Below are 26962 nucleotides of genomic sequence, written 5' to 3' on the forward strand. Positions count from 1 at the left end.
CGTCAGCGGTCGCGACCTGGACAAACGCCTGGGAGCGTTTCGTGCCGTTTTTGGCGTTCCCGCCAGCGCTGCGGCGGGTGATCTATACGACGAATGCGATCGAGTCATTGAACTATCAGCTGCGCAAGGTCACGAAGAACCGCACTCAGTTCCCCACCGACGACGCGGTGGTGAAACTCTTGTGGCTAGCGATCTGCACGATCGAGGACAAACGCGCACGCCAACGAGCCAAGGAACGCGGCAAACCCGCCAGCCAGCGCAAAGCCGCCGGCAGACTCGTCGAAGGACAAGTCACCACGAACTGGAAACAGGCACTAGCCCAACTCGCGGCAGCCTACCCCGACCGAATGAACCCATACCTGTAAACCCAACCCCCGTACACAACAGAATTGACAACCTCCGACAGCTCGCCGATCAGTTCGGCGATTTCCGGGTTTTCCATCAGCTTCGCGCTGATCTCATTGACCCTACTCGGGTCATAGCCTTTCTTCGGTACCACAGTAGTCATTATCAGTGAAACTCCTTCAGGATCAGAGCCTCACACACAAAACTCCTGACACCCTCGAAGTGGTACCCCACAGCACCAATCAAACCGATCACAGCCATGACCAAGGAGCCAATAGTCAGAGCCGTAACGACAAAGTCCGTGACTAAACCGCCCCAATATCCCGAGATTTCGTGCAACATCAATACGGCAATAGCCATGAAACGGGGAACAGTACGGGATGACCCCACAGGTTAGGAATTTCACGGTGGTCCCTATACCAATCGGTGTTCTCTTGCAAGCGCACAAAGATCATGAAATAGATAAACACCGCGGTCGAAACAACGAACAGCCCGATCTAGAGCAAAATCTCCATGAGAAACGACCTTCCTTCCCAGTACTGCCTAGGCTATCCGCCTTCTTTTCGCCTCCGACGACGCGCCTTCCTTTCAGCACGATCTTTCTTACGTCGCTCAACCACCCAGCGGGGAACGAAAGGCCACGGTAAGGGGATACCGAGCAACCCCAATAGCCCAATCAGACCCATGAGGAGGGCAATTATTGCGACAACCCGCAACAGATTGAAGACGACAACACCGCCCCAATACCCCGACAGTTCGTACAGCTCACCCAATGCAACGAAAATCACCATCGGAGTCCAGTAGGGCATAATCCAAAGATTCCCCGGCTCGCGCCAATCGTCATACCATTCCGCGTTCTCTTGAAACCGAACATGGAACATATAGAAAATGAATACCGCCGTGGTAACGACGAGGATACCTATCCAGAGAAGAATCTCCACCAGCTCACGCCCCTTTTATGACACCGTCACTGGACCAATCCGCAGGCCTACCACGTAGAAATCATTCGCTGTCTCGGCAGCTGATAAGAAGCCATCATGAACAACATCCAGGCGTCGACCGGCTCCAAATAGTGCGCTTTTCCAAAAAATTTCCCAGGTTGCAAAAAGAAGGACAGATAACCGTGTGGAGTCGACATCCAAGCAGTCGCAATCGGCGTTGGTCCCTGCTCAGTAGGCGATTCAGAGACAACAACAACCTGCTGATAGAAACCTCGACGAATCTAGGCTATCCGCCTTCTTTTCGCCTCCGACGACGCGCCTTCCTTTCAGCACGATCTTTCTTACGTCGCTCAACCACCCAGCGGGGAACGAAAGGCCACGGTAAGGGGATACCGAGCACCCCCAATAGCCCAATCGGAATCATGAGGATGGTAATTATTGCGACAACCCGCAACAGATTGAAGACGACAACACCGCCCCAATACCCCGACAGTTCGTACAGCTGACCCAATGCAGTGACAATCATCGCCGGAGTCCAGTAGGGCATAATCCAAAGATTCCCCGGCTCGCGCCAATCGTCATACCATTCCGCGTTCTCTTGAAACCGAACATGGAACATATAGAAAATGAATACCGCCGTGGTAACGACGAGGATACCTATCCAGAGAAGAATCTCCACCAGCTCACGCCCCTTTTATGACACCGTCACTGGACCAATCCGCAGGCCTACCACGTAGAAATCATTCGCTGTCTCGGCAGCTGATAAGAAGCCATCATGAACAACATCCAGGCGTCGACCGGCTCCAAATAGTGCGCTTTTCCAAAAAATTTCCCAGGTTGCAAAAAGAAGGACAGATAACCGTGTGGAGTCGACATCCAAGCAGTCGCAATCGGCGTTGGTCCCTGCTCAGTAGGCGATTCAGAGACAACAACAACCTGCTGATAGAAACCTCGACGAATATCGTCAGCCATGTCAGGTGATACTTGGGCGACCAGCTCTGAGGCTTGTCGTTGGGCTAGTTGTTGGGCTAGTTGCTGTTGTCGTCCAGCATCTGGACCGACTACCAGACTTTCCCATGTCTTGGCTGGGATCTTGACAGCATCTACCGACACGAAGTTCGTATCGGCAATAGCCACCAGTCCCATCAAATCAATCAACACGGTATACCGGCTTGAGAGTGGATGAGATCGCAATAAAAAGGTAGGAGCATCAGACCCTGACTGAACCTGGATGGTTTCAGCAGTCACGCACGCGTCTCTCCCCAGCCACAAAAACCTATTGTCTTCAATTCCGACACCATTTGTGGAAGAAATTGTGACGTTGTAGCGCTGTGTCTGAAGCGTATTCCAGATCTCTTCCGTGCCCTGAGCGACGTGCTGGCTACTAAAGACAACCCGCTCGTTCACATCGAAAATTTCAGATCCATCGTGAGGCACTCCCTGATCCAGCAGGGTCATGAAAGTCTCAGCACTGAGTTCTACACCGGAGCCTTCCCGGCCGGTGCTTCGTTGCTCAATCATGATGCCACCTCCTTCCACAACAGTCCATGCCCCATGTCTAAAATCAGTTGAGCGCGCTCTCCGAACATCTCTGTCGGGTAGGTGATGGTGAGGTCAACTTGGACGTTATTTTGTACTACCACCCACTGAAACATCGTCAGAGGAAGGTCATCGGGGTTTTTATAGGACGCTACACGAAGCAACCCGAGAAGACCTTGCACTCCAATGGTGTCTGCATCCAGATGCAGTAGCCGATAATCCGCTAAGGCTTCGGGATATGAAGCTTCAACAGGTTCTTGGGCGCGTGCTAAAGCTTCCAACGATTCGGTGCCAGGTTCAGCTGCTCGCTGGATGACAACGATATTGGGACGAAACTGCTGGTTCCAGATCTCGTCGGAAAGGTAGATGAAGACCCCGCGATCAGCTCCGGAGAGGTCTTCTTCCCACCCGCGAGGTGCAAAAACCTCAAAGACCATCTCCGGATGGGTATAGGTTGTGTTGTCCGTTGACCCTGCCTTGCCTGAGTTAGGCATTCCATCTCCTTACAACTTATCGCTACTCCCGAGCTCCCTGAATAGCGCCGGAACTTGAACGTCTCAACAACGTCAGTTAAATAATCCGCTGACGAGGTCTTTGGCCTTGTCGCCGATCCAGCCACCAGCCTTAGATCCTGCAATACCGCCGACAATACCGCCTGCGACACCGCCAACCACAGTACCAACGGGGCCTGCGAAAGAACCAACGGCGGCGCCAATTGACGCACCGGCCTTGCCACCGGCCCATCCACCAGCGGCAGTAAAACCACCAGAAACAACCGCCCGTGTGCCTTTTTCACCGTTACCCATATTGGGATGTGTACTGGAGTCGGTCTGCCAAGACTCCACGATAGAAGTTCCAAAGGACAAGACGTTCCCGGTACGGGAGGCAATCTTGGACCCCTTCGCGACTCTGTCCCACGTGCCACCTTTGCCACCATGACCCGCATTGGGGATTCGCGAGTTCTTACCATCAAGCTTGAGGGTACTCCGTGCAATCACCGTCTGAAGGGCTTCAAAGGGGCCCTTCGGGTGTGCCATCGGATTCATTGGCGAGTTCTTGGCAAGGAACTGACCGTTGTTCGTGACAGCGCTAGCGTCCCATTTGGACAGGATCCTGGCCAGACCTTCGCCAAACTTCCCCCTCCCTGCAAGGTTCTGCAAGAGCTGAGGGGCCCAACCTTGCCGCAGTTGAACACGACCGTTCCTGACGAAATACGCCATACTGCCGTACTTGACGGAATCAGCACCCAGTCGACCAACCTGAAATAATGTGCCCAAGGCTCCCTCGACATTATTGTTGCGGAAAATGGCATTCAACAACGTTTCACCAATGCCATCACCAGCGCCTTGAGCAGCCGACCGGATCGAGGTGGCACACTCTGAATCTGCTTTTTCTACGCCTACCCTAAGGTGAAAACACTTCCTATGCAGTTCGGCTTCCCACCGCTTGAAATACTCCAGGACTGCAGGATCGCTAAGATCAGCCGCCACGTTCGCCGCCTGGTAAGCGGCAATTTCCCCTAAAAGGGCTTCTCTACGTTGTTTCAACACCGCCAGTTCAGAAGAGTATTGGTCCAACTCAGTGCCAACTTTATCCGCGGCAGACATCAATTCTGTCGCCATCTCTTCAGGTGTCCTCATTGCGCGATACACTTGGCTTGCTTCAGGCGCACGATATTGGCCACGAATCGGTTGCCAAGCGCTGGAAGCATCTTTCATCTTCTGGTCGATCTTCTCCCCAGCAGTCCTAATCTCCTGGGCACCAGAGCTCACGACCGACGGACTGTCCACCTCCGGGACATCAAAAGCCATCTCAATTCCTCTCTGGTCAATCCCTCTTACCGAACACCTGGCATATCAGTAACGTTGACCTGTTGCAGTGCCCCATCAGCAGCCACGCACATAGCTTGATCACCGTTGCCATACTCATTGACGGCTTCCGTGGTGGCGGAAATATTGTTTTGGAGCATTGAGACCAACGCTTCTCCAGCGGACTGGAACGCCTGGCTGACGTCGCCGTTCAATGCGCCCGAGGTCTGCGGACTGTAGGAAAGCTGGCCTCCCAAGGACGATGCCTGAGATTCCAGAGAATCGTTAGCGGACTCGATTTCAGGTATTTTGCTACTCGTTTGCGAAATGGTGGACCGGGCTGCTTCGGGGTGAATTTCGTAGAACATCTTAGATCTCGCGACTTTCTGGGGCTTTGAAATACAAGAAGTAGTAGTCAGTCATCCTCGCCAAAACTCACAGCACAGTTGTAGAGGCGACGGGGTACAAAAGAACCCTTGTCTCGCAAACGGGCGGACGCCATCGCCGAAGGAAATGCGCCCGCCCATAAGCAAGGAACGTCGGTAACGACTACCCGATGTTGGACACAGCCTGACGAGTCCGCGACTGGGTCGTGGTGGCGGTCTGATCGTTGGTGGACAGGGTCTCACGAACCAGAGCGATAATGGCTTTGACCTCGTTGGAGGCATTGCGCCACCGGGTCTCCACATGCTGGTACTCGGCGTCAACGCCATCCATCTGGAAATCAGACATAGCCTGAGCGACCTGTTGGTCTCGCTGGCTCATCAGGTTTTCCAAACGGCCGACAATGCCGTGGATATCGGACTGAACGTTTGCGGAGACGTCGGTGTCGTAGGAAATACGATCCATAGTTGCCATGATGAATTACTCCTGTGAAGTAGAAAAGTCTGGGTTATCTCTCAGCAGTGACCTGACAGGCACCGGGAGGAGGTTAGCGGCTGGAGGAGAACCGGGCGCCTTCGAAGTTGGCCTTGCTCTGGCTCTGGCTGGCGTTGTCTGCGGTCTCCTGGTCACCGGTCACGGTGGCAGTATCCATCTCGGACTGCCCCTGGACGATGCGGGCCAACGAGGAGTTCAGGTCATCAGCTACCTCATCGGTGCGAGCCTTGAACTCGTCAAACCGAGCGCGACCTTGACCGTTGAACTTACCTTCCAGCGGAGTCACGGCATCAACAAGCTGACGGACCAGTCCGCCCAGATCATCATTGGAACCGGAGGTCTGCTGGTTCAAGGTGGACAGGGTGCTTGAGCCCATATCGAATTTCACGATAACTCTCCTTTGATCTTCTCTACGACGCAATACATCGAAAGTCTAAAAATTAATGATTCACGGACTGTCTTCACATTGTCGACCGAACTTTCCGGGTACAGATGCAACTATTGCAGATACGCCCCGCCAGAATCCACCGTTCATCCCTGATAATTTCCTGAGTATTCCGAAGTCAGCGACGGATCGAGACGCTGCTTCCGCATGAGCATGGGGACGTAGCGAGATTGTCGTGATTCTGAATAACTTTGCACTGACCTGGGAGAGTAACGACCACCCAAACGCAGGTTACTCAGATTTAACCCTTTATTCATCGGAGGGAAACACTTATCCACTCCGAGGGGATTTATTTTCGTTTGCAGATTTGAAATACCTGGCACGGCTTGGGGTTATATTGATTTTTCCGACTAAACCGTCAAAAATGAAGTGTGCCCACCTGGGACAACTTTGCCCCCATGACAGAAGTACAGGACTAGTTGATGCTCGATCATGACGAACAACTCCTAGAGTCTCTCTCGGTTCGTCGCCAGCGACTAACGATGGCTTTTCTTTTTGGCCGCGAACGCCGCAATAGAAAGTACAACGACGGAATCAAACACGCCATTATTAGCCTCGTGGTGGCCGCTCTGATTTGCGCAGGATGCGTGGGATATTCCTTCATCATGCATCTGTTTCAACAACAAGAGCGGCAACGACTGAATCCTCACGGTGCGGTAGTGGTGATGATGATCGATCAGGATGGAATGCACGTCGAGTCATGAGCAAATACTTACGCCTTACTGTCTTATCTGACCAGCGCAATGTCGAGCTGATGCTTCCGGAGTCCGTTCCAGTCGGTGAGCTGATGCCCGAAGTTCTCAAGCTGACCCACCCACAATCTCCGCCGAACCCCCGCGAACTGACCTTGACTCCGGTTGGTGGTCGCTCCTTATCGACCTCTCAGACCCTGAGTGACGCCTCGATTGTTGATGGCGCACAAATTCGGCTGGATCGTCGAGATCAAGCCATTCATGCCCCCATCGTCTACGACCTGGCCGATACCACCGGGCAACTCACCTCCGATTCCGCCGCCACGTGGACCATTCGCCGAGGCCGGCTGACCACGATTGCTCTGCTCACGATGCTGCTCACCGTGCTCGTGACCGGCCTACAAGGTCAGCTTGAGCCCGATCTGGCCCGCAATATCGGACTAGGTATCTCCGCCGGCCTCCTCGCTCTGATGGCCGGCCTGGGGCAGGAACTGGTCAAATGCGACCTGGAACTGGTCATCCCCTCAGCACTGATCTTCGCGCTCACCCAGTGGAACTACCGCGACGGGATCACCTCGGCGTGGTTTGAATCCTGCCTATGGTTCGGACTGCTAGTGCTCTGTCTAGCCGTTACGCATCGAGCGATGCACACCATCGTGATCGCGGTGACCTCCATGGTGTTCTTCGGACTACTGTGGTGGGCTGGAATCACCTGGATCGATGATCTGGGCTACCGGGGCATGTCTTTGGCCACCGCAACCGTGATTATCATCGGGATCTTGCCACGCTTCGCCCTGATCCTCTCCGGGCTCACCAGCATCGACGATCACCTAGCCGCCGGTGAGCGACCCCAGCGAGTCCGCATCTCCCGGGCGGTCAGCCAGGCCCACGAAGGTCTCTCCACCGCGGTACTGGTATGCTGCCTGTCCTTTGTGACTGGGCTGTATCTCCTCCGTGAGCTACGGGATAATGGCTGGGCCATCGGATTGGGTCTGGTGCTCTTGGCACTGATCGGACTGCGAGCGCGCACCATGCCGCAGGTGATTGAACGTACCGCCATGATCGCGACCCTCTTACTGGGCTTGGTCTACTACGCCTGGCTGTTCCGTAACGACGTGCCCGACTGGCTGACCATGGTGCTGTTGATCGCCACCATCGTGATCGTTGTGGCCGTGCGGCTGCTTCAGTTGCCACCGCATATCGCCGCCTGGCTGCGGATTGCCGCCCGCCGGGCAGAGATGCTGTTGGCCATCACGATCTTCCCGCTGTTGATCGGAACCTTCGGTATTTACGGCCAACTGGTCAATGTGTTCTAGCCGGTCATTGACTCCCGCCGGTGACCACCACATCATGTCCCAAATTTGAGAGGACTTACCGAGATGAACTCTCACGGAAATGTTTCTCGCCTCAATTCCACTCCCCCACCCCAACAGCAGAACCCGCTACCCGAAACTCCGCGTAGCCAACGTCGCCACCAACAACCCGCGCCCTCCTCCCCGGAGTTGCCGGCGCGTCGCGGCGATAGCCTGGTGCTACGTGGCTGGCGAGCGGTGAAATACCTGTTCGCCTCCGATCCCTTCCCGGAACAGCTCGAGGACGCCCTGGAGATGTGCCAGGCCCCGGTGACCTCGGGGCGCCGGATCGCGGTGATGTCGCCGGTGGGCGGGGCTGGGGTGAGCACCCTGGTGGCCTTGATGGCACGCCAATTTGTCTCGATTCGTACCGAGCCGATCTATGCCGTTGAGCTCAACCACCCGTTATCCGCTGAGGCCGGCCTGCAACGACGGATCGACCCGGATCCGGCCGAGAACCTCACCGTGGTCAGCGAGTTCGCCACCCACCCCGATGATCTGGATCGCGAGTGCATCAACGATGCCTTCCAGTACTACGCCCAGAACGCTGCGGTGACACTCTTCGACCTGCCACCACGCCTGGACCTGCTCGAGCCACTGCACCACGGGCTACACGAGCTGATCATTCCGGTGCCGTGTTATCCGGCTGCCGTGGAAGCCACTGAGAAATTCTGCACCCGGGTCGCCGCGGCCTACCCGGAGCTGGCGATGATGCCGTTGCTTGTCGATAGCTACCGAACCAGCCGGGCCACCCGGCGCGATTTCTGGAAGATGGCGCGCCACTCACGCTTAGAGGACCATTTCGCGGCCACCCGACGGCGTTCGCTGTTGACATTGCGCTACGACCTCCACCTGGCCGCCGGAGCCCCGGTACAACTATCACTGTTATCCGAGAAGGCGCGCCTCCAGGTGGCCTCGATTGCCGGCCGCGCCCTGAAAATTGCCACGGACGGAGAACTGTGAGCCTACGAGCAACGACCAAAACCGCGAACCCAGAACCACAGGCAGAAGAATCGGCCACCCCCGTTCACGAGGCCACCGCCCTGACCGATAGCCGGATCGACACCGGCGGGCTCTTTCACCGTCCGGCCCGCTCCACGGTTCCGGTCAGCGAACCGGAACCGCATAACGTCAATAAACCCCCGATGATCGAGGATACTGGTGCAGCCGGAATGGGCTTTATCGGGCTGATCCCGCTGATCGGTATTGCCGCGGCCATGTCGGTGATGATGTTGCTACGCAATTCCCCGTTCGCCGCCGTCGGGGCGATCATGATGGTGGTGACGGTGATCGGGGCGATCGTGATGATGATGTCCCAATCCGGTAAGGCAACCCGCAAGCGCCAGCGCGCCAGGAATTCCTATCTGGAATACTTGGAGAGCGTCCGTGATGAGTTAACCGCCAAAGAAAATCAGCGCCGCCAAGAACTTGCCGACGTCAATCCGCCGCCGGATGCCCTGATCGAGTATCTGGCCACGCCCTGGCGTGCCTGGGAACGTCGCCGGCATCACTCCGACTTTCTCGACATTCGTCTCGGTGTCGGCGATGGCGCCGGGTTCCCGATCCGCCTGCAGGGCGAAGAGGACTACTCCCAGCAAACCGACCCGCACCTGACCGAACAACTGCAGGTGCTCCAGGACCGATTCGCCACCACCCCGGAATTGCCACTGACGCTGAATCTTGCCCAACAGCACACGGTTTCGGTGATCGGATCCTCGCTTTTCTGCTCGACGGCGATCCGGAATATCATCCTGCAGCTGATCAGCCTGCACTCTCCCGAAGACGTGCACTTAGCGGTCGCGGTACCCCGGCATGCTCAGGCCGAATGGTCTTGGCTGCGCCGGGTTCCCCATATTCTGGATCAGCGTCAGCCCACCCAACGTGGCCCGCTGCCCCGGCTGGCCCCGAGCATGCCGGAGCTAGCCAAGCTACTCAAACAGGATCTGGCCCACCGGTATCAGTCCTCGGCCGAATCGCGCCGCAATACCATCCACGCCAAGATTCTGCAGACCGCGGTTCCCCGGTTGATCATTATCGATCTGACCCGGTCCCGCTCGGTAGAGAATTTCTCGGTCCCGGGTACCGAGACCAGCCACCAGCTGGGTGTCACCGTGATTCACGCGGTTGCCGAACAGCTGGATGAGCCCGGGGAGATCTCAGCCCGCATCAAGGCCACCGGAAATATCGGGGAAACCCAAACCCGGATCGAAAATTTCGGTCTGGCCGGCACTGGAACCCCACAGACCTTCTTGGGCGCACTGGATGATTCCGGTCCGGCACTGGCCGCCGGGATCTCTCGGATGGTCGCCCCGATGCGGCTAGATCATGACTCGCTGGAGCACACGGAAAATGATCAGGCCCAGTCCTTTACCAAGCTCTTGGAGATGACCGAAATGACCGATCAGGCCCTGGAGCGGGCCTGGCAACCCCGGATGGGCCCGGACTTTCTCAAAGTCCCGATCGGCCTGGATGATGCCGGGGACCCGGTGTTGCTGGATATCAAAGAGTCCGCCCATAACGGTATGGGCCCGCACGGGCTGTGTGTTGGGGCCACCGGCTCGGGTAAGTCTGAACTCTTGCGCACCCTGGTGCTCTCGCTAGCGCTGACCCACCCGCCCGATATGCTGAACCTGGTGCTGGTCGACTATAAGGGTGGTGCGACCTTCGCGCCCTTTGCCGGGATCCCTCACGTCTCTGGTATTGTCACCAATCTGGCCGATGATGTCTCGCTGGTGGATCGCATCTATTCCTCACTGCAGGGCGAGATCCTACGCCGCCAGGAGCTACTCAGCCAGGCCGGCAACTTGTCCTCGATCACCGAGTACCAGCAATTGCGCCACCGGTTGGCCGATACGCCTGAGGGTGAGGCCATGCCCCCGCTACCGCACCTATTTTTGGTGATCGATGAGTTCGGCGAGTTACTCTCGGCCCGGCCAGACTTTATCGAACTGTTCATGTCCATCGGCCGTATTGGGCGCTCGATCGGGGTGCACCTGCTACTGAGCTCCCAGCGCCTGGAAGGCGGGAAGATCCGCGGGCTGGATACCTATTTGTCCTACCGGCTGGGCTTGCGAACCCTCTCGGAGGCCGAATCCCGCACGGTGTTGGAGACCCCCGATGCCTTCCACCTGCCGCCGCTACCCGGCTACGGTTATCTCAAGGTCGATACCACCGTCTATACCCGGTTCCGGGCCGGTTTCGTCTCCGGACCGATGGCAGCCGAAACCACGGACGACTCGGTTCCGGTCACCGACCACCCCGGTGCGATCCCCGAGTTCTACTACGCCAGTGAGCTGCTCGACGATATTGCCCGGGTCCGGGCCGAGGAGCTGGAGGCCGAGCACCAGCACGAACTGGCCGAAGCCGAGGGAGACGAAGGCTGTGGCGAACAAGAGCTGGTCCCCGGTGGCGGGCTAGAACCTGAAACCCAGGGCCCCACGGTGTTGGGCACCGCGGTGGAGCTCATGCGCTCCAAACCGCGGGTCACCGACCCGATCTGGCTGGCCCCGCTACCGGATTCGGTGAGTTTGGATGTCGCGGTGGCCTCCACCGGGCGCACCGAGGCCCCCGGGGTCTCCACTGCCGCCCTGGCCGAGACCCCCACTGCGGGGCGTGGCACCCACCGCCATGATTCCTCGGCGCCGGGACCGCTGACCGCGACCCTGGGTCTGCTCGATGATCCGGCCCACCAGTGGCAGGGGCCCTGGCAGCTGGACCTGACCCGCGCGGGCGGGCACGTGGTGATCCTGGGCGGACCCTCCTCGGGTAAGTCCACCGCGTTGAAAACCCTGGCCCTATCGCTGTCCGATAACTACGACCCCCGCCAGGTCAGCATCTTCGGCTTGGACCTGAAGGGCACCGGTCTGCTGGGCATCTCGGAGCTACCGCACGTGGCCGGGGTCGCTGGGCGCACCCGGCGCGAACGGCTACGCCGTACAGTCGAAGAGGTGGCCGATCTACTCACTGAACGCGAGCAGATTTTTGAAGAGCGCGAAATCGACTCGCTGGCCACCATGCGTCAGCTCTTCGACGACGGGCAACTGCCCAATATTGATGTCCGCGATGTGGTGTTGATCGTTGATGGCTGGGGTGGGCTGCTCGAGGAGTTCGATGAACTCCAGGACGCGGTCTACTCCATCCTGACCCGCGGTGGCGGATTCGGTATCCACGTGATCGCCACCGCGACCCGCTGGAATGAAATCCGGCTAGCCCAGCAGTCCTTCTTCGGGACCCGGTTGGAACTGAAACTCTCCGAACCGGCCGATTCTGTCCACGGTTCAAAGATCGCCAAGAATATCCCCGGTGATAAACCGGGCCGCGGGTTCCACACCGATGGGCTGATCGGTCAAATCGCACTACCCCGCCTGGATGCCAACCCCGATCCGGCCACCCTGGGTCAGGGGCTGTCGGTCACGATTACTCAAATCACCCAGAAGAACCCGGTCTCCTCACCGCATACGGTCCGGTTGCTACCGCACCTGATCCGCCAGGATGAGCTCGTCGCACCCACCACGCCGGGCACCCTGCGCTTGGGCATGATGGAGCGGGATTCCTCAACTCGGTATCTGGATCTCACCGGGTCTAGCCCGCACCTGTTGATGATGGGCGATAACGATTCCGGCAAGACCTCCACGCTGATCGCGCTGGCCCAGGAGCTGATGTCCCAGTACACCAGTGAGGAACTCGTCTTCGCGGTCTGCGACCCGCGCCGGGAATTGCACGAGGTGATCCCGGAGCAGTATATGGGCGGTTATGCCACCTCGGCATCACTGGCCACCCAGCTCTCGGAGGCGGTGGTCAAGGAGCTGACCAACCGGGTCCCGCAGGATCCCACGCCCGGGGCCTTCCAGCCCTCAAGTGAGAACCAGATCGTATTGCTGGTTGATGACTACGATGTGCTGGCAGCCGGCGGGGTTTCTCCGCTGACACCGTTTGTGCCTTTCGTGCCCATGGGCGTGGATATCAACTTCCACGTGCTGATGGCGCGCCGAATCCGGGGTGCCTCCCGGGCGATGTTCGAGCCGTTTATCACCAGTGTGCGCGAGACCGGTGCCACCACGATCATGCTGGATGGGGATCCGGATGAGGGCCGGCTGATCGGTCGCAACAGGCCACGGAAATTCCCGGTCGGGCGCGGGATGATCATCGGTGATGATCTGCAACCGCGCACCATTCAGTTGGCAGCCCCCTCCGATATCGCCCAGCCCGGTTAGCCGGGACTCACTACCCGGTTAGCCGCGCGGAGGCAGGAACCCGACCTTGGCGTACACCTCGGCCAGCACCGGGGTAGCAATCTCGCGCGCTTTCTCGGCACCGGCGTCCAGAATGCGGTCTAGTTCGGCGGGGTCATCCAGTAACTCCAGCGCTCGGGTGCGCACCGGCTGCAACCGGGTAGTGACTGCCTCGGCGAGATCGACCTTCAGGTGCCCGTACATCTTGCCCTGGTACTCGGCGACGATCTCATCGATCTCGCACTCGGAGATCGCAGCGAAGATCGACAGCAAGTTGGATACCCCGGGTTTAGTTTCCGGGTCGAAGCGGATCTCGGTCTGCGCATCGGTCACCGCAGACTTAATGCGCTTGGCGATCACCTTGGGCTGGTCGAGAATGTTGATCAACCCATTCGGTGACTCTGCGGACTTCGACATTTTCTTTGTCGGTTGTTGCAGATCGTAGATGCGGGCACCGGTTTCGGGGTAGAAGCCGTTGGGGACCACAAAGGTCTCCCCGTAGCGGGAGTTGAACCGTTGCGCCAGATTACGGGTCAGTTCAATGTGCTGGCGCTGGTCGTCACCAACTGGGACTCCCTGTGGCTGATATAGCAAAATGTCGGCGGCCATCAGCATCGGGTAGGCCAGAAGCCCCACCCCGGCGTGCTCGGTACCTTCCTTGGCGGACTTGTCCTTGAACTGGGTCATCCTCGTGGCTTCACCGAACCCGGTCATGCATTCCAGCACCCAGGCCAGCTGGGCGTGCTCAGGCACTTGGGACTGGACAAAGAGGATGGAGCGTTCCGGGTCGATTCCCCCGGCAATGTACTGAGCGGCAGCGACCCGTGTGCGTTGCCGGAGGTTTTCCGGATCCTGGGGAACGGTGATGGCGTGTAGATCGGGGATGAAGAACAGCGTTTGGAAATCCTGCTGAGTCTTCACCCAGTTCACCAACGCCCCCAAGTAGTTCCCCAGGTGCAAGGAATCCGCCGAGGGCTGCATGCCTGACAGCACCCGGTGCTCGGTGCCAGAGGCCCCAACCAGGTGGGCGGTCTTGGACAGATCAGTGGCGAGCACGTCGGCCGGGCCCAGCGGTCCCGATCCGATCTCGGTCGGTGCTGCGGGGGTCGAGGAAGTGCTGGATGCATCACTCACGGGAATCTTGGCCTTTCTGAGCTCGTGGCGCGTCGAGAAGAAGAACAGGGGAAAACAGGACAATCAGGACTACAGCATCAACATCACCGACACCAGGGAGAGTCTTAGAACTGGTAGTCCACCACCAGCGGCGAGTGGTCGGAGAACCGGGTGTCATAACTGGGGGCTCGATCCACCACGGCAGTGATGGCTTTGTCGGCCAGATCGGGTGTGGCGATCTGGTAGTCGATCCGCCACCCCGCGTCGTTATCGAAGGCCTTGCCCCGGTAGGACCACCAGGTATAGGGGCCGGGGATATCTCCGGCCAGGCTACGCCCCACGTCAACCCAGTTCAGCTGGTCCGGGTCAAAGAACCGGTCGAAATAGGCACGTTCTTCGGGCAAAAATCCAGAGTTTTTCACGTTGCCTTTCCAGTTCTTGATATCGAGTTCGGTGTGTCCGACGTTGAGGTCACCGGTGACCACAGCCAAGCGATGCTCGGTAGCCAATTCGGGCATGCGGACCAACATTTGGTCGAGGAACCGGTATTTATCATCTTGTTTCGGGGTGTCGACTTCACCGGAGTGCACATAGGCGGACACCACGGTGACCGGTTGACCTGACGGAAGCGTGAGATCGACTTCCACCCAGCGCCCAGCGTTGTCGAAGTAGCTATCCCCAATGCCGGTGCGGGTCTGGTCAAACTCCCAACGGGAGGCGACGGCCACCCCGGCACGGCCCTTAGCTTCTGCCTCAGCGTCGTGAATGTGGGTCACATCCCATTCGTCGCCGGTGATCTCGCCAAGCAACTCGCGCAGGATCTCTCCGTTGGCCCGGACTTCTTGCAACGCGAGAATGTCTACTCCGCGCCCATCGAACCAGGACTTCATCTCTCGCCGGTAGGCGGCACGAATGCCGTTGACGTTGACTGTAGCCACCCGCACTGCATCTTGGGGTTTGGGGGCCCCAGCATGGGCGTGGCGAACGCTGGCTGTGCCCCGGGCGGGTGCGGTGGTCTCTGGGCTTGGGGTCTGCGGCGAATCAGTCACCCCACTAGCCTACCGCGTGAACCCAGCAGCCCGGATTAGTTAATGACGGTCCCGGAGACCGCTCCCCCGCCGGAGTCTTGATCGTCATCAGAACGACGGTGGCGATCCGGGCGGATCATGTCCCGGGCATTGGCAGCGGTCATTTCAATGGTGTCGAGGGCGCGGTCGATCATCTCCGAATCGGCGTCTTGGCCTTTGGCCAGTTCCTGAGAGATCACCCTCTTTTGGACTTCCACGATCTTGAACGAGTGGTCCAGTTTAGTATCGCGCATCGGATCGGTTGCCGGCTCATCCACCACGGTGGTTCCTCCACCGCTAGCAGAACCGGGGTTGGCCTGAGCAGCCAAATTGGCGTTCAGAGTGGTGGCCTGCCGGCTAATGGCTCGGGCGCCTTTGCGTACCCAGAACATCGCGATAATAGCCAGGATCAACCAGGCACCGCTGATGATCACCACCAGCCACCCGATCACGTCATTCTGGTTGGCCGCGAACACGATGGCCACCAGCAACACGATAATCATGACCGTCAACGACAGCCGAGAAACACTCAGAGTGGTACGGCGGGATTGTTGTTGCTGGGATGAATCCAAGGACTGCATGCTATTTAGTATCGCTGAACCATCGCGTGCCACGCCAATTGGGTCTGCAATGTTGCCACCGGGCCGGACTCTACCCACCGGTGCGGTGAATCACCTCAGCAGGTTGATGGTGGTTAACACTAGTGGCCAATGGCGTCTTGCGCACGAACAGTAAAGCGATAAAGGCCACAGCCACTAGTGGGGTGAGAAACAGATAAATCGGCAACAGCGCGTCGTTATACGAGACCACAATTGCATCTTGCAGTTGTGCGGGTAGCTGGTGGACTGCTTCCGGGGTCAAGGAGTTCGCGTCGCCGTCAACACCGGCGACCTCCCCAGAAAGAAGTTCCGGGAGTCGGTCCTGCAATGCTGCCGTGAGTCGTTGAACGAACAGTGACCCGACGACGGAGGATCCGGTGGTGGCACCAATTTGTCGGAAGAAGTTGGTGGAGGCGGTGGCGGTTCCGACCATGGAATGCGGGAAGGCGTTTTGCACAATCAGGGTGAGAATTTGAAGCGACATGCCCAGCCCGATACCGAAGATCGCCAGGGTGGTGCACAGCCACCACAGCGGTGAGTCCACACGCAACTCGGACATCAGCACGAGCCCAAGGATGATCACGATAGTTCCGACCAGTGGGAAGATCTTATAGCGTCCGGTGCGTGAGACCAGCATACCGGTCACAATGGAACTGGCCAGGAAGAAGCCCATGAGCGGGACCATCAGCAGTCCGGCCTGGGTGGCGTTGACGCCGGTGACCATCTGAATATACGTGGGGAAATACCCCAGGGCACCGAACATGGCAATCCCGACCATCAGCGAGGCCAGGGAGGACAAGACGAAATTCGGTTCCTTAAACAGCGACAGCGGGATCACCGGTTCAGTGGCCTTGGCTTCGATCCAGATAAATGCGACGGCAAGTACTACCACCGCACCGATCAGCCCCAGGATGGTCGGTGAGTTCCAGGCGTATTGGTGTCCACCCCAGGTGATCACCAGCACCAGACAGGTGGTGGCGGTGGCCATCACGGTCATGCCCAAATAATCCAGTTTCACATAACGGGCGTGTTCGTGGCGGGGCAGGCGCATAAAGAAGGCCACAGCAAGGACCGCTACCAGTCCCAGCGGCGGGTTGATCCAGAAAGCCCAACGCCAGCCGGGACCTTCGGTAAACCAACCACCCAGCAAGGGGCCTACTACCGAGGACAGGGCAAAAACTGCCCCCATCAGTCCCATGTACTTACCGCGTTGTCGGGCTGGGACCACATCTGCGATGGCTGCTTGGGAGAGAATAATCAATCCGCCACCGCCGATACCTTGGACTGTGCGGGAAACGATCAGCCACTCAATACTTTGCGCTAATCCACCGACCAGGGAACCGGCCACAAACAACCCAATCGCAAAGAACAGCAGGGGTTTTCGGCCAAAAATATCGGAGATCTGCCCAAAGATGGGCATGGCAATAGTGGTGGCAAGAATGTAGCTGGTGATCACCCAGGTCATCTGGTCAACGCCACCGAGTTCACCGACGATGGTGGGTAGAGCGGTGGAGAGAACCGTCTGGTTCATCGAAGCCAACAGCATGGTAATCATCAGGCCGATAAAGACCATGATGACCGAAGTCGTCCCGGAATCCTCGGCCGATCTGTGCTGGCTACTGGCAGTACTCACCCAAACTCCTGAACAGGAAACCTCACCGTCAGTTCGATTTCGAACTCTCTTCCGCTCAGGCTACTGTAACACCCGCTAATTCGAATTCAAACTCACCGCGGAAAGCTCGTAGGATAGCCTCATGATGCCCGCTCATGATCTGTCCGATGACCAGGTGCAGACCTACACCGCGTTGATGACCGCGGCCGCCTATTTGAGGCGTCAAACAGAACGCCTCATGCAGGAGAACCACGAGCTCACGCGGGTACAGTTTCATATTCTGGATCGGCTCAATCGCCACCCGGAGGGCTTGCGTATGCATACCCTGGCTGATTATTTGGCGCATTCGCGCTCGGGGATGACCTACCAGGTCTCTCAACTAGAGAAGTGTGGAATGGTGCAACGGGCAAGCAACGCAGATAACGAGCGGGCAGTGGTGGCCCAAATTACCGAGCTCGGGGCGCAGGTGTATACCAGTGTGCTAGCTGATCATCGTTCCACGGTGAAAAGGCACTTCCTGGATGTGCTCACGGAGGACGAACAGCGTACTATTCGGCAGGCTATGTCGAAGGTGTTAGATACCTTCGACGGTCCCCGTGATTAGCCGGCGTTGGCCAGGGCTCGTTCGGCAGCTTCCACCACGTTGGAGACTAACTCAACCCGGGTCATGGGGCCCACGCCACCGGGATTGGGCGCCATCCACGAGGCTTTTTCTGCCACAGCAGGGTCAATGTCTCCGGTAATTTTGGCCTTGCCATCCTCACCGACGGCGCGCGTGACGCCCACATCCAGCACGATCACACCGTCTTTGACTTTGTCGGCGGTGACCATATGCGGGGATCCTGCAGCTGCAATGATCACATCGGCTTGGCCAAGTAGCTCATCGAGATTGGTGGTGCCGGTATGAGCGAGGGTCACCGTGGCGTTGACATCTTTGCGAGTCAGTACCAGGCCCGCGGGGCGACCGATGGTCACCCCGCGACCAATCACCAGAACGTGCTTGCCGGCTAGATCAATGCCGTAGTGCTTGAGCAAATCCACGCAGCCTTTAGGCGTACATGGCAGAGGAGAATTCAGCTCCGCTGAGGCCGAGGCAACCAGTGCCCCCAGGTTCATGGGGTGCAATCCGTCGGCATCTTTACTCGGATCAATCGCCTCCAGCACAGCTTGGGTGTCAATGTGCGCGGGCAAGGGCAATTGCACAATGTACCCGGTACAGTTGGGGTCCTGATTGAGTTCTTCCACCACAGCCAACACCTGATCCTGGGTGGCATCTGCAGGCAGTTGCTTCTGAATGGAGTTAATGCCCACCTCAGCGCAGTCACGGTGCTTACCAGCCACATAGGATTGTGACGCCGGATCATTGCCGACCAGCACAGTCGCAAGCCCCGGTGTCCTGCCCCGCTCACGCAGAGTTGCCACGCGGTTTTTCAGGTCTTCTTTGATGGCTGCCGCTGTAGCTCGGCCATCAAGTTTCTGAGCCGTCATGAAATGAAGTCTCCTCCGGCAGCGTCGTTACCAGTTTTCCAATCCCGAGTACAGCGGAAAGTTCTCGGTCAGCTTCACCACGCGAGCACGTAGCTGCTCTTCATCGGCACCAGGTTTCAGGGCGGTTGCGATGATATCGGCAACTTCTTCGAACTCGGTAGCGCCGAATCCGCGGGTAGCCAGTGCAGGAGTCCCAATGCGCAGGCCGGAGGTGACCCGCGGCGGACGCGGATCCCACGGCACAGCGTTGCGGTTGACAGTGATGCCGGCGCGGTGCAACAAGTCCTCCGCCTGCTGACCGTCCATGGCCGAGTTGCGCAGGTCCACCAGCACCAGGTGGACGTCGGTACCACCGGTGAGCACAGAAACACCGTGCTCAGCCACATCTGAGGCGCTGAGACGCTCGGCCAGAATATTGGCGCCTTCCAGTGTGCGCTTCTGACGCTCGGCGAATTCTTCCGTACCAGCGATCTTAAAGGCCACAGCCTTACCCGCAATGGCGTGCATCAACGGACCACCCTGCTGACCCGGGAAGACCGAGGAGTTGATCTTCTTGGCCAAATCCGCGGTGGAGAGAATGAAGCCAGAACGGGGGCCGGCCAGGGTCTTGTGCACGGTGGAGGTGACCACATCAGCGTAGGGCACCGGGTTGGGGTGCAAACCGGCGGCAACCAAACCGGCAAAGTGTGCCATATCGACCCACAGTTTGGCGTCGACCTCGTCGGCGATCGACCGGAAGGCTTCGAAGTCCAGTTGACGCGGATAAGCCGACCAGCCGGCGACGATCACCGCGGGGCGTTCGGCCTTGGCCTGCTCGCGCACCTGATCCATATCGATGCGGTAGGTATCTGGGTCTACTTCGTAGGCGACCACGCGGTGGTTGCGTCCAGAGAAATTGATCTTCATCCCGTGGGTCAGGTGACCACCATGAGCCAACGATAGGCCCTGCATGGTGTCACCGTGGTCCATCAGTGCCTGCATGACGGCCACGTTGGCTTGAGCTCCAGAGTGGGGCTGAACATTGGCGTGTTCGGCAGAAAACAAACTCTTGGCCCGATCAATCGCCAGGTTCTCAGCGACATCGACGAATTCACACCCACCGTAGTAGCGCTTCCCCGGATAACCCTCGGCGTACTTATTGGTCAATACCGAACCCTGAGTTTCCAGGATGGCCCGCGGAACAAAGTTCTCCGAAGCGATCATTTCGAGGGTGTTACGCTGCCGGCCTAATTCATCGTTAATGGCGGTAGCAATTTCGGGGTCGAGCTCTGCTAGAGGTTGGGTGTTGAGCGAATTCTGCTCTGTCATCGTGATCCTTCACAATCGTGGGCCGTCAGCCACCGGCAAGGTGGTCTCACGGGTGCGCGACTCGTTGCGCACGTTCGTTTCAGGAGTGCGGAACCCTGGTGAACGGCTCCATCACCCGCTCTATCTCAGCGCAGTAGCGGTGACACAGTGCAACGTACCTGACGAAAAAACGCCTGGCAGATCACACCTCGCACAGCTAGTGCTGGTCACTTTCCGCTGGTGTGGCCACCTACGCAGTGTGCAACCGCTTCTATCCTAGCTGGCTTCGCACCCCAGCTACGCTGTCGATGACATCAGTTTCAGGGGTCACTCCAACCCATGAGAAACGGTTATTTTGAATCATTCATGCTTAGGTGCACCTCACTTTTCTGAGTCATTCAAAATTGGGAGACTAGAAACATGATCGCAGAGCATGGACACCGACCTCATGATGCTCCGGGGACGCTTCAAGCCCCGGTGTCGCATGACTGGCGTCCTGAACTTCGCGAGGCCGGGCTTCGAGTCACCAAACAGCGCCTTGCGGTGTTGGAAGCTCTTGAGGCCACACCCCATCAAACGGCCGACAACGTCTTAGACATGGTCCGACGCACTCTGCCAGGTATCACGGTCCAATCGATTTACACCGTGATCCACTCGTTGGTTCATGTTGGCCTGCTCCGTAAGCTGGAATTGCCAAATTCCCCCGCCCGTTACGAACCCGAACTCAACGACAACCATCACCACGTGGTCTGCACGGGGTGCGGTCGCATCGATGATGTCAGTTGCGCGGTCGGCCATGCCCCATGTATGCACCCGGAGGGCTACCACGGGATGAAGATCACCGTGGCCCACGTGGTCTACCACGGGATCTGCACTGAGTGCGCAGCTCAACAGGCCGAACCTGAAGTTCTCGACCCAGCGTCTGCGGTTGCATCACGGTCACAGAACAACGAAACCGCACCCGAATGATTTCCTGCCCCTACTATCCACCCCACTATTTCAAGGAGTATTGACATGGCTGATTCCAAGAACGTCAATCCCGGTGGTTCCACCACCCAGGCAGGTATTCCTGCCGTGAGTGACCGGAACTCGCTGACCGTTGGCCCCGATGGTCCGATTGTCCTGCACGACCACCACCTGGTCGAGACTCTGGCACACTTCAACCGGATGAACGTTCCCGAGCGTCGCCCGCACGCTAAGGGTTCCGGCGCTTTCGGTAAGTTCACCGTCACCGAAGATGTCTCGAAGTACACCAAGGCCAAGGTCTTTCAGCCCGGTGCTGAAACCGAAATGCTGGCCCGTTTTTCCACCGTTGCCGGCGAGTTGGGCTCTCCGGACACCTGGCGTGACGTTCGTGGCTTCGCGCTGAAGTTCTATACCGAAGACGGTAACTTCGACCTGGTTGGTAACAACACTCCGATCTTCTTCGTGCGCGACCCCATGAAGTTCCCGCACTTCATTCGTTCCCAGAAGCGTCTGCCGGACAGCGGCCTGCGTGATAAAACCATGCAGTGGGACTTCTGGACTCAGAATCCCGAGTCCGCACACCAGGTCACCTACCTGATGGGACCGCGTGGTTTGCCAAAGTCGTGGCGCAACATGAACGGCTACGGCTCCCACACCTACCTGTGGTATAACGAAGCCGGCGAGAAGTTCTGGGTGAAGTACCACTTCATCTCCCAGCAGGGCGTGGAGTACCTGTCCAACGAAGAGGCCCAGCAATTGGCCGGTGAGGACGCTGAGTTCCACCGTCGCGACCTGATGGAAGCCATCGACGAAGGTAACTTCCCGAAGTGGGACCTCTACGTTCAGGTCATGCCCTATGAAGACGCCAAAACCTACCGCGTGAACCCCTTCGACCTGACCAAGGTGTGGTCGAAGAAGGACTACCCCCGCATCAAGGTTGGTGTGATGGAGCTGAACCGTAACCCGGAGAACTTCTTCGCACAGATCGAGCAGGCTGCCTTCTCCCCGGCGAACATGGTTCCCGGTATGGGAATGTCACCCGACAAGATGTTGCTGGGCCGTAACTTCGCTTACGCTGACGCACAGCGCTACCGCATCGGTACCAATTTCCAACAGCTACCGGTTAACAAGCCGATCGTTCCGGTCCACACCTACAACTTCGAGGGAAATATGTGGTACGAGCACACCGGTGCCCGCTCCTACTACGTGCCGAACTCCTTCGAGGATTCTTACTCCGATGAAGAAGGCGTTGTGCCTAGCTCGTGGGAGGCCGATGGCGAGCTGGTTCGTCAGGCCTACACCTTGCGTGAGGACGACGATGACTTTAGTCAGCCCGGTGCCATGGTGCGCGAGGTCTTCAGCCAGCAGGAGCGCGACGACCTGGTAGACACCGTCTCCGGTGATCTCAGCCAGGTCATTGAGCCGGTGGTCTCCAACGCCATCGAGTACTGGAAGAACATTGACCAGACAGTCGGCGAAGCCATCGAGAAGAAGGTTCGTGGCTAGTCTCTTTCGATAAGTTTCCACCCCACCTGGAATAACGATAAAGTCCCGGCTCGGGGCCTCCCGTGAGGTTCCCGAACCGGGACTTTTGCTGTCTGGCCTCTGATCGACACGGCCCGAACATCAACCTAGTGTTGGTGAGGGTGTCTGCGTCTCAACAGCCATCCACAGCCCACCAAGGCACCAGCCAACAGAATCATCCCGCGGACGGTTGCACCGGTCTTGGCCAGAGAGGATCCTACCGAGGCCTCGTGCTCATCACTGGCTTCAGCACTACCGCGCGCCTGGTCCACACTTTGGGTGTGATCTGGCGTTGAGGCAGCTGCGATTTCACTGCCGCCCGGCTGCTGGCTCGCAGAAGCCGTCTTCGGGGCGACCACCGTGAATGCAACTCGACCAAGTTCATCGCCAGCTTGACCCGCGGGGAATACGACAAACTCATGGTCACCCACCGCGGCCTGGCCCGGCACCGTAACTTGCACTGTTCCCTGCTCGGTGATCGGTGCACCATCGGCAACGTGAACTGGTTCCGAGTGGAACCACACGTCAACTTGCTGTCCAGCCAGTGACTCCATGCCGCCCACGGTGACAGTGTCTCCAGCAGTCCCCTGTGCTGGATCGACCGTCAGTGTGAGGTGCTGATGGTCGTCGGCACCATCGGTTGCACCGTCGGGAGTACCGTTCTGGCTTGGAGACTCCTCAGTGGCGGTATCAGTTGGGGGTTGTGACGTTGAGGGTTCAGCAACGTCCACACTGGGCGAGGTGGTTGCTGCTGGCGCGCTCTCAGTCGGTTCGTTGGATTCAGCATCGTCGGTTTCGACGTCCTCAGGGGTCTCAGACTCTGACTGAGCCGATTCTGAAACGTCAGGTTCGGATTCCGAAGCAGTTCTGAAGGTGATGTCCGTTGCTTCGCCGGTAAAGCGCTTGTCTTCAACTGAACGCACGTAAATACTGGCCGTGTATTCTCTGTCCGGCTCCAGTCGGCTGAGCGTGTAGTGGGAAGCACCAACTTCTGCATCAACAACCCGGCGTGCGGTCTGACCACTTCGGCCATAGGAGATCATCACCTGAACATCCTCGCGCTCCAGCTCATCCCACCGAATATCAGCTGAGGTGGCGTCAACAGACTCAGCTCGCGGATTCGCTACCTTCGGCAATGCTTCCCGCGGTGCGTTGGTGGTGAACTCAACGAAAGCTGGGTCACCGAGGGCATTGTTCTCGTCGAGATCATCGTAGCGAACACGCACCACGTAGCTGGTCTGCGGTGTCAGGTTGTCCAAGGTCACTGTAAAAGGTCCCCAACCACTCAACGAGGACGCCTCGCGATACGCTGAGTCTGGTTCGTCTGCTTTTTTGATTTCCACCAAGGCGCCCCGAGGCTCCTCCTTACCAAAACTAATGCTGGCACGAACGTCAAAGACACGGTCAACCTGGAGGTTCTCTGGGGCCGACGAACGTTCTTCTATCTGCCCCTCAAACAAGGCCGTACGCTGTTCATCGGTCAGCTCGATCTTGGCCTGATAGATCGCGGTGTCCGGGGTCAGATGCCCCACACCGGTCCAGGCAGCCACCCAATATTCACCAGCCGGGTTCAATTTATCGGCGGGAACTGTCAACGTGGAGCTGTGTTCCTGCCCGTTGGGCGTTTGCATACCGTAACTCAACGCGTCAGAGGTAGCCAGTGGCGTAGCTGAGACCGGCTGATCAAAAATTCCCATCATCATCGCGATCTTCCTGCGCCCGGTTGGTGCCGGCAGATCCTCGAGCGTCAAACCAGGCTGTGAGATCTCCAGCCCCAGGCCATCGATGGCATCAGCGGAGGTGATTCGATGCGTGACACCGTAGTTCTTCGCCTCCGTGGTGAAGGTTCGGGTCTTCCAGTCAGTGAAGTTTCCTCCAGCCACTGAACGAACCCGCACCACGTACTGAGTCTTGGGCTCAAGGCCGGTGATCTTGGCGGACTGGTCCGATTCATCTACCAGATCAGTCCAGTCTTCCTCGCCAGAAGCACGATATTGAGCTTGGTAGCCCGTGGCACCATAGGCTTCCGACCAGGACACCACCGCGCTGGTGTCCGTCACGTCTTTGACCTGCAGGCTGGGTACCGCGAAGAGGGCATCGTCTTCCAGCTCGGATAGCGTGTAGGATACCGAGATAGCCTGCGGTAGCTTCTTCGGGTCCGCAGCACCGCCTGAGCTGTACCAGTAGGCTCCCAACCCGGTCGCTTCCACGAAGTCAATGAACTCTTGGGGGAAACTACCCCAGTTCTGGCCTTCCCGCTTCTGCGGTGTTGCGACGTTGCCCACCGCGACGCCCTGATAATCCGGAGTCACTGAGACACCGTCCTCACTCAGGTCCACGGAGACGTTATGAAACGTTGCAATGTCCACGTCTTCAGCACGTTCTAGAATTTCCCATTTGGAAAAGTCATCAATCGCCGAACCATACCCTGTCATGTCTGCGGTAACGGCCCCGTGACCATCCTTCAAGGTCAGGACCGGGTCATGGATCGTGAAGTACACCATCCCGGAGTAGAACATCACGGTGAAACTACCGTCCCATTCGATGCGACCGGAGTTCGTTTCTGGGTCCACATGGCCGGTCCCGTTCGCAATATTGACACGCGACCCCGGTCTGTAGCGGTTCTTCACAGTATTGACCTCGCCATCAGGCCCGGTGATCGATACATTGCCTTCCTGGCCGCTGAAGTACTGCTCAAATTCTTCATTCGATAATGTCCGCGCACCGCGGGTGGAGCCCTCATTGATGTTCGGGACCTCCCCGGCAATGAGCAGATTGTGACCAAACGGGGCCCGCCCCGTCGCCTCGTCATTGACGCCCCAGCTGAAGGTCGCTCCCTCAACTCTTTGTATCGCAGCCATGGCCGGCTGGGTCACCCCGAGACCGGTCACGACAACAGCAGTTGCCACAGCAACCGCGATCAACCACCTCACCATATTTTTATGCAAGGTCAGACTCTTGTACATAGATCACTCCAACGTGAGTTAATGAGTTTTACTTAGGTAATCCTTTTCTAGCTATGTCGGAAAGTCAAACGTACGACACCCGCTGGTCAAAGTCTCCTCGGAGCGTAGGATTGACACCGACCGAACCGTTTGCTCGCCACACACACAGTGCTGTGGCGAGTGCATCTGACGATGATAAGGATTTGAATGCCCGCCGATACCGCCGCTGAGCACCGTCTGGTCGTGACCCTGTCATGTGCCAATCAACCCGGAATCGTGCATGCGATCACCGGTTGTTTGCTCAAGTTAGAAGGTGACATCACCGAATCACAGCAATTCGGCTCACCAGACACGGGGACCTTTTTTATGCGGGTGACCTTCACATCCCCCTACAGCCGGGACGAAGCTGACCCGATCTTCGACCAGGTCCGCGAGGATTTTGCTATGGACCTGAATGTCTGGGACGCCAACGGACGGACCAAGACCATCATCATGTGCTCCAAAGACGGCCGAACACTGAACGAGCTACTCTTCCAGCAGCGTGCCGGGACCTTGCCTATTGATGTTCCGGTCATCGTGTCCAATCACCTCGACCTGCAGCCGATGGCATACTTCTACGACATCCCCTTCGTACATATCCCGCTGGTGAAAAACGCCGACGGTACCGACAACAAGGCCGATGCCGAAGCCCGCCTGATGCAACTGGTCAACGAATACAACGTGGAACTGGTGGTGCTAGCACGGTACATGCAGATTCTCTCCGATGAGCTGGTGCAGAAGCTCGAAGGCAAGGCAATCAACATTCACCACTCCTTCTTACCCTCCTTCAAGGGTGCCAAGCCTTATCACCAGGCCCACGCTCGGGGTGTGAAGCTGATTGGTGCCACCGCACACTACGTGACCGCGGACCTGGATGAAGGCCCGATCATTGAACAACGCGTCCACCGGGTTAACCACGGACTCACCGCAGGCGATTTTGTCGACCGCGGTCGCTCTGTGGAGGGGGCCACGTTAGCGCAAGCTGTCCAATGGCACGCTGAACACCGAGTGCTGTTGGATGGACGTCGCACGGTGATTTTCGAGTAGTCCCGCCGGCAGACAACCGCCGGCCCACCCGTTAAGATGGTGT

At 58.0% G+C, this 26962-nt stretch carries 25 protein-coding genes; 9 read left to right on the forward strand and 16 right to left on the reverse strand.

Going from position 1 to position 26962, the window contains the following annotated elements; translation table 11 throughout:
• Window positions 1-365 (forward strand): transposase (locus DCC24_RS07805; RefSeq protein ID WP_199446252.1); only part of this gene is annotated, 365 nt, incomplete at its 5' end.
• A gap of 145 nt (window positions 366-510) precedes the next feature.
• Here the strand turns inward: DCC24_RS07805 and DCC24_RS07810 are convergent.
• The 9 genes from DCC24_RS07810 to DCC24_RS07850 all read right to left on the reverse strand — a co-directional run bounded on the left by DCC24_RS07810 (window position 511) and on the right by DCC24_RS07850 (window position 5900).
• Complete coding sequence (locus tag DCC24_RS07810; RefSeq protein WP_110099372.1) at window positions 511-705, reverse strand: hypothetical protein; 195 nt, start codon at window positions 703-705, stop codon at window positions 511-513.
• A gap of 188 nt (window positions 706-893) precedes the next feature.
• The gene (locus DCC24_RS07815; RefSeq protein ID WP_110099373.1) at window positions 894-1286 is read right to left on the reverse strand and encodes a hypothetical protein; all 393 of its coding nucleotides are present in this window, start codon (window positions 1284-1286) and stop codon (window positions 894-896) included.
• Window positions 1287-1572: 286 nt separating this feature from the next.
• Window positions 1573-1965 carry a hypothetical protein gene (locus DCC24_RS07820; RefSeq protein WP_110099374.1) on the reverse strand — a complete coding sequence of 131 codons (393 nt, stop codon included), beginning with the start codon at window positions 1963-1965 and terminating at the stop codon, window positions 1573-1575.
• 47 nt (window positions 1966-2012) lie between these two features.
• Entirely contained in the window at window positions 2013-2807 is a 795-nt protein-coding gene (locus tag DCC24_RS07825; protein ID WP_110099375.1) for a hypothetical protein, read from the reverse strand.
• Entirely contained in the window at window positions 2804-3319 is a 516-nt protein-coding gene (locus tag DCC24_RS07830; protein ID WP_110099376.1) for a hypothetical protein, read from the reverse strand. Before DCC24_RS07830 ends, DCC24_RS07825 begins: the two co-directional genes overlap by 4 nt.
• Window positions 3320-3391: 72 nt before the next feature.
• Window positions 3392-4636, reverse strand: coding sequence for a hypothetical protein (locus DCC24_RS07835; RefSeq protein WP_110099377.1), 1245 nt, complete (start codon window positions 4634-4636; stop codon window positions 3392-3394).
• Between the two features lie 26 nt (window positions 4637-4662).
• Complete coding sequence (locus tag DCC24_RS07840) at window positions 4663-5001, reverse strand: hypothetical protein (RefSeq protein WP_110099378.1); 339 nt, start codon at window positions 4999-5001, stop codon at window positions 4663-4665.
• Window positions 5002-5182: 181 nt separating this feature from the next.
• Window positions 5183-5491 (reverse strand): pore-forming ESAT-6 family protein, encoded by a 309-nt coding sequence (locus DCC24_RS07845; RefSeq protein ID WP_110099379.1) that lies wholly within the window; start codon window positions 5489-5491, stop codon window positions 5183-5185.
• 73 nt (window positions 5492-5564) lie between these two features.
• A complete protein-coding gene (locus DCC24_RS07850) occupies window positions 5565-5900 on the reverse strand; it encodes a hypothetical protein (protein ID WP_110099380.1) in 336 nt (111 codons plus the stop codon).
• A gap of 479 nt (window positions 5901-6379) precedes the next feature.
• On the opposite strand from DCC24_RS07850, the gene DCC24_RS07855 reads away from it, so the two are divergent.
• The 4 genes from DCC24_RS07855 to eccCa all read left to right on the forward strand — a co-directional run bounded on the left by DCC24_RS07855 (window position 6380) and on the right by eccCa (window position 13214).
• Window positions 6380-6661 carry a hypothetical protein gene (locus DCC24_RS07855; RefSeq protein ID WP_183145634.1) on the forward strand — a complete coding sequence of 94 codons (282 nt, stop codon included), beginning with the start codon at window positions 6380-6382 and terminating at the stop codon, window positions 6659-6661.
• A complete protein-coding gene (locus DCC24_RS07860) occupies window positions 6658-7965 on the forward strand; it encodes an EsaB/YukD family protein (protein WP_158524635.1) in 1308 nt (435 codons plus the stop codon). The genes DCC24_RS07855 and DCC24_RS07860 overlap by 4 nt, the downstream gene beginning before the upstream one ends.
• 63 nt (window positions 7966-8028) lie before the next feature.
• Window positions 8029-8964, forward strand: coding sequence for a hypothetical protein (locus DCC24_RS07865; RefSeq protein WP_110099382.1), 936 nt, complete (start codon window positions 8029-8031; stop codon window positions 8962-8964).
• A complete protein-coding gene (gene eccCa, locus DCC24_RS07870; RefSeq protein WP_233492029.1) occupies window positions 8961-13214 on the forward strand; it encodes a type VII secretion protein EccCa in 4254 nt (1417 codons plus the stop codon). Before DCC24_RS07865 ends, eccCa begins: the two co-directional genes overlap by 4 nt.
• Before the next feature lie 18 nt (window positions 13215-13232).
• Here the strand turns inward: eccCa and trpS are convergent, their stop codons facing one another.
• The 4 genes from trpS to DCC24_RS07890 form a co-directional block, all read right to left on the reverse strand.
• Complete coding sequence (trpS, locus tag DCC24_RS07875) at window positions 13233-14303, reverse strand: tryptophan--tRNA ligase (RefSeq protein WP_369860123.1); 1071 nt, start codon at window positions 14301-14303, stop codon at window positions 13233-13235.
• Window positions 14304-14470: 167 nt separating this feature from the next.
• Window positions 14471-15394, reverse strand: coding sequence for an exodeoxyribonuclease III (locus DCC24_RS07880; protein ID WP_369860102.1), 924 nt, complete (start codon window positions 15392-15394; stop codon window positions 14471-14473).
• A gap of 35 nt (window positions 15395-15429) precedes the next feature.
• Entirely contained in the window at window positions 15430-15993 is a 564-nt protein-coding gene (locus DCC24_RS07885) for a hypothetical protein (protein ID WP_199446253.1), read from the reverse strand.
• A 70-nt stretch (window positions 15994-16063) separates the two neighbouring features.
• A complete protein-coding gene (locus tag DCC24_RS07890) occupies window positions 16064-17644 on the reverse strand; it encodes an MDR family MFS transporter (protein WP_369860104.1) in 1581 nt (526 codons plus the stop codon).
• A 121-nt stretch (window positions 17645-17765) separates the two neighbouring features.
• On the opposite strand from DCC24_RS07890, the gene DCC24_RS07895 reads away from it, so the two are divergent.
• Window positions 17766-18227 carry a MarR family winged helix-turn-helix transcriptional regulator gene (locus tag DCC24_RS07895; protein ID WP_110099384.1) on the forward strand — a complete coding sequence of 154 codons (462 nt, stop codon included), beginning with the start codon at window positions 17766-17768 and terminating at the stop codon, window positions 18225-18227.
• Here DCC24_RS07895 and DCC24_RS07900 read toward each other — a convergent pair.
• Entirely contained in the window at window positions 18224-19111 is an 888-nt protein-coding gene (locus DCC24_RS07900) for a bifunctional methylenetetrahydrofolate dehydrogenase/methenyltetrahydrofolate cyclohydrolase (protein ID WP_110099385.1), read from the reverse strand. The genes DCC24_RS07895 and DCC24_RS07900 overlap by 4 nt on opposite strands.
• 27 nt (window positions 19112-19138) lie before the next feature.
• Window positions 19139-20419 carry a serine hydroxymethyltransferase gene (gene glyA / locus DCC24_RS07905; protein ID WP_110099386.1) on the reverse strand — a complete coding sequence of 427 codons (1281 nt, stop codon included), beginning with the start codon at window positions 20417-20419 and terminating at the stop codon, window positions 19139-19141.
• A 399-nt stretch (window positions 20420-20818) separates the two neighbouring features.
• Here glyA and DCC24_RS07910 point away from each other — a divergent pair, with 399 nt between their 5' ends.
• Complete coding sequence (locus tag DCC24_RS07910; protein WP_110099387.1) at window positions 20819-21367, forward strand: Fur family transcriptional regulator; 549 nt, start codon at window positions 20819-20821, stop codon at window positions 21365-21367.
• A gap of 45 nt (window positions 21368-21412) precedes the next feature.
• Complete coding sequence (locus tag DCC24_RS07915; RefSeq protein ID WP_110099388.1) at window positions 21413-22870, forward strand: catalase; 1458 nt, start codon at window positions 21413-21415, stop codon at window positions 22868-22870.
• A 125-nt stretch (window positions 22871-22995) separates the two neighbouring features.
• Here DCC24_RS07915 and DCC24_RS07920 read toward each other — a convergent pair whose 3' ends face one another.
• Complete coding sequence (locus DCC24_RS07920) at window positions 22996-25854, reverse strand: fibronectin type III domain-containing protein (RefSeq protein WP_110099389.1); 2859 nt, start codon at window positions 25852-25854, stop codon at window positions 22996-22998.
• Between the two features lie 186 nt (window positions 25855-26040).
• Here DCC24_RS07920 and DCC24_RS07925 point away from each other — a divergent pair, with 186 nt between their 5' ends.
• On the forward strand, window positions 26041-26919 hold the full coding sequence (locus DCC24_RS07925) for a formyltetrahydrofolate deformylase (RefSeq protein ID WP_110099390.1): 879 nt from the start codon (window positions 26041-26043) through the stop codon (window positions 26917-26919).
• Window positions 26920-26962 lie beyond the last annotated feature (43 nt).

The sequence above is a fragment of the Auritidibacter sp. NML100628 genome, assembly GCF_003185985.1.
Lineage (GTDB): Bacteria > Actinomycetota > Actinomycetes > Actinomycetales > Micrococcaceae > Auritidibacter > Auritidibacter ignavus.

Coding starts and splice junctions, on each gene's coding strand:
- DCC24_RS07865 (WP_110099382.1), top strand. CDS start 8,029: ATGAACTCTCACGGAAATGTTTCTCGCCTCAATTCCACTCCCCCACCC.
- DCC24_RS07885 (WP_199446253.1), bottom strand. CDS start 15,993: ATGCAGTCCTTGGATTCATCCCAGCAACAACAATCCCGCCGTACCACT.
- DCC24_RS07835 (WP_110099377.1), bottom strand. CDS start 4,636: ATGGCTTTTGATGTCCCGGAGGTGGACAGTCCGTCGGTCGTGAGCTCT.
- DCC24_RS07900 (WP_110099385.1), bottom strand. CDS start 19,111: ATGACGGCTCAGAAACTTGATGGCCGAGCTACAGCGGCAGCCATCAAA.
- DCC24_RS07915 (WP_110099388.1), top strand. CDS start 21,413: ATGGCTGATTCCAAGAACGTCAATCCCGGTGGTTCCACCACCCAGGCA.
- DCC24_RS07910 (WP_110099387.1), top strand. CDS start 20,819: ATGATCGCAGAGCATGGACACCGACCTCATGATGCTCCGGGGACGCTT.
- DCC24_RS07810 (WP_110099372.1), bottom strand. CDS start 705: ATGGCTATTGCCGTATTGATGTTGCACGAAATCTCGGGATATTGGGGC.
- DCC24_RS07920 (WP_110099389.1), bottom strand. CDS start 25,854: ATGTACAAGAGTCTGACCTTGCATAAAAATATGGTGAGGTGGTTGATC.
- DCC24_RS07845 (WP_110099379.1), bottom strand. CDS start 5,491: ATGGCAACTATGGATCGTATTTCCTACGACACCGACGTCTCCGCAAAC.
- DCC24_RS07830 (WP_110099376.1), bottom strand. CDS start 3,319: ATGCCTAACTCAGGCAAGGCAGGGTCAACGGACAACACAACCTATACC.
- DCC24_RS07895 (WP_110099384.1), top strand. CDS start 17,766: ATGATGCCCGCTCATGATCTGTCCGATGACCAGGTGCAGACCTACACC.
- DCC24_RS07825 (WP_110099375.1), bottom strand. CDS start 2,807: ATGATTGAGCAACGAAGCACCGGCCGGGAAGGCTCCGGTGTAGAACTC.
- DCC24_RS07840 (WP_110099378.1), bottom strand. CDS start 5,001: ATGTTCTACGAAATTCACCCCGAAGCAGCCCGGTCCACCATTTCGCAA.
- DCC24_RS07860 (WP_158524635.1), top strand. CDS start 6,658: ATGAGCAAATACTTACGCCTTACTGTCTTATCTGACCAGCGCAATGTC.
- DCC24_RS07855 (WP_183145634.1), top strand. CDS start 6,380: ATGCTCGATCATGACGAACAACTCCTAGAGTCTCTCTCGGTTCGTCGC.
- DCC24_RS07925 (WP_110099390.1), top strand. CDS start 26,041: ATGCCCGCCGATACCGCCGCTGAGCACCGTCTGGTCGTGACCCTGTCA.
- glyA (WP_110099386.1), bottom strand. CDS start 20,419: ATGACAGAGCAGAATTCGCTCAACACCCAACCTCTAGCAGAGCTCGAC.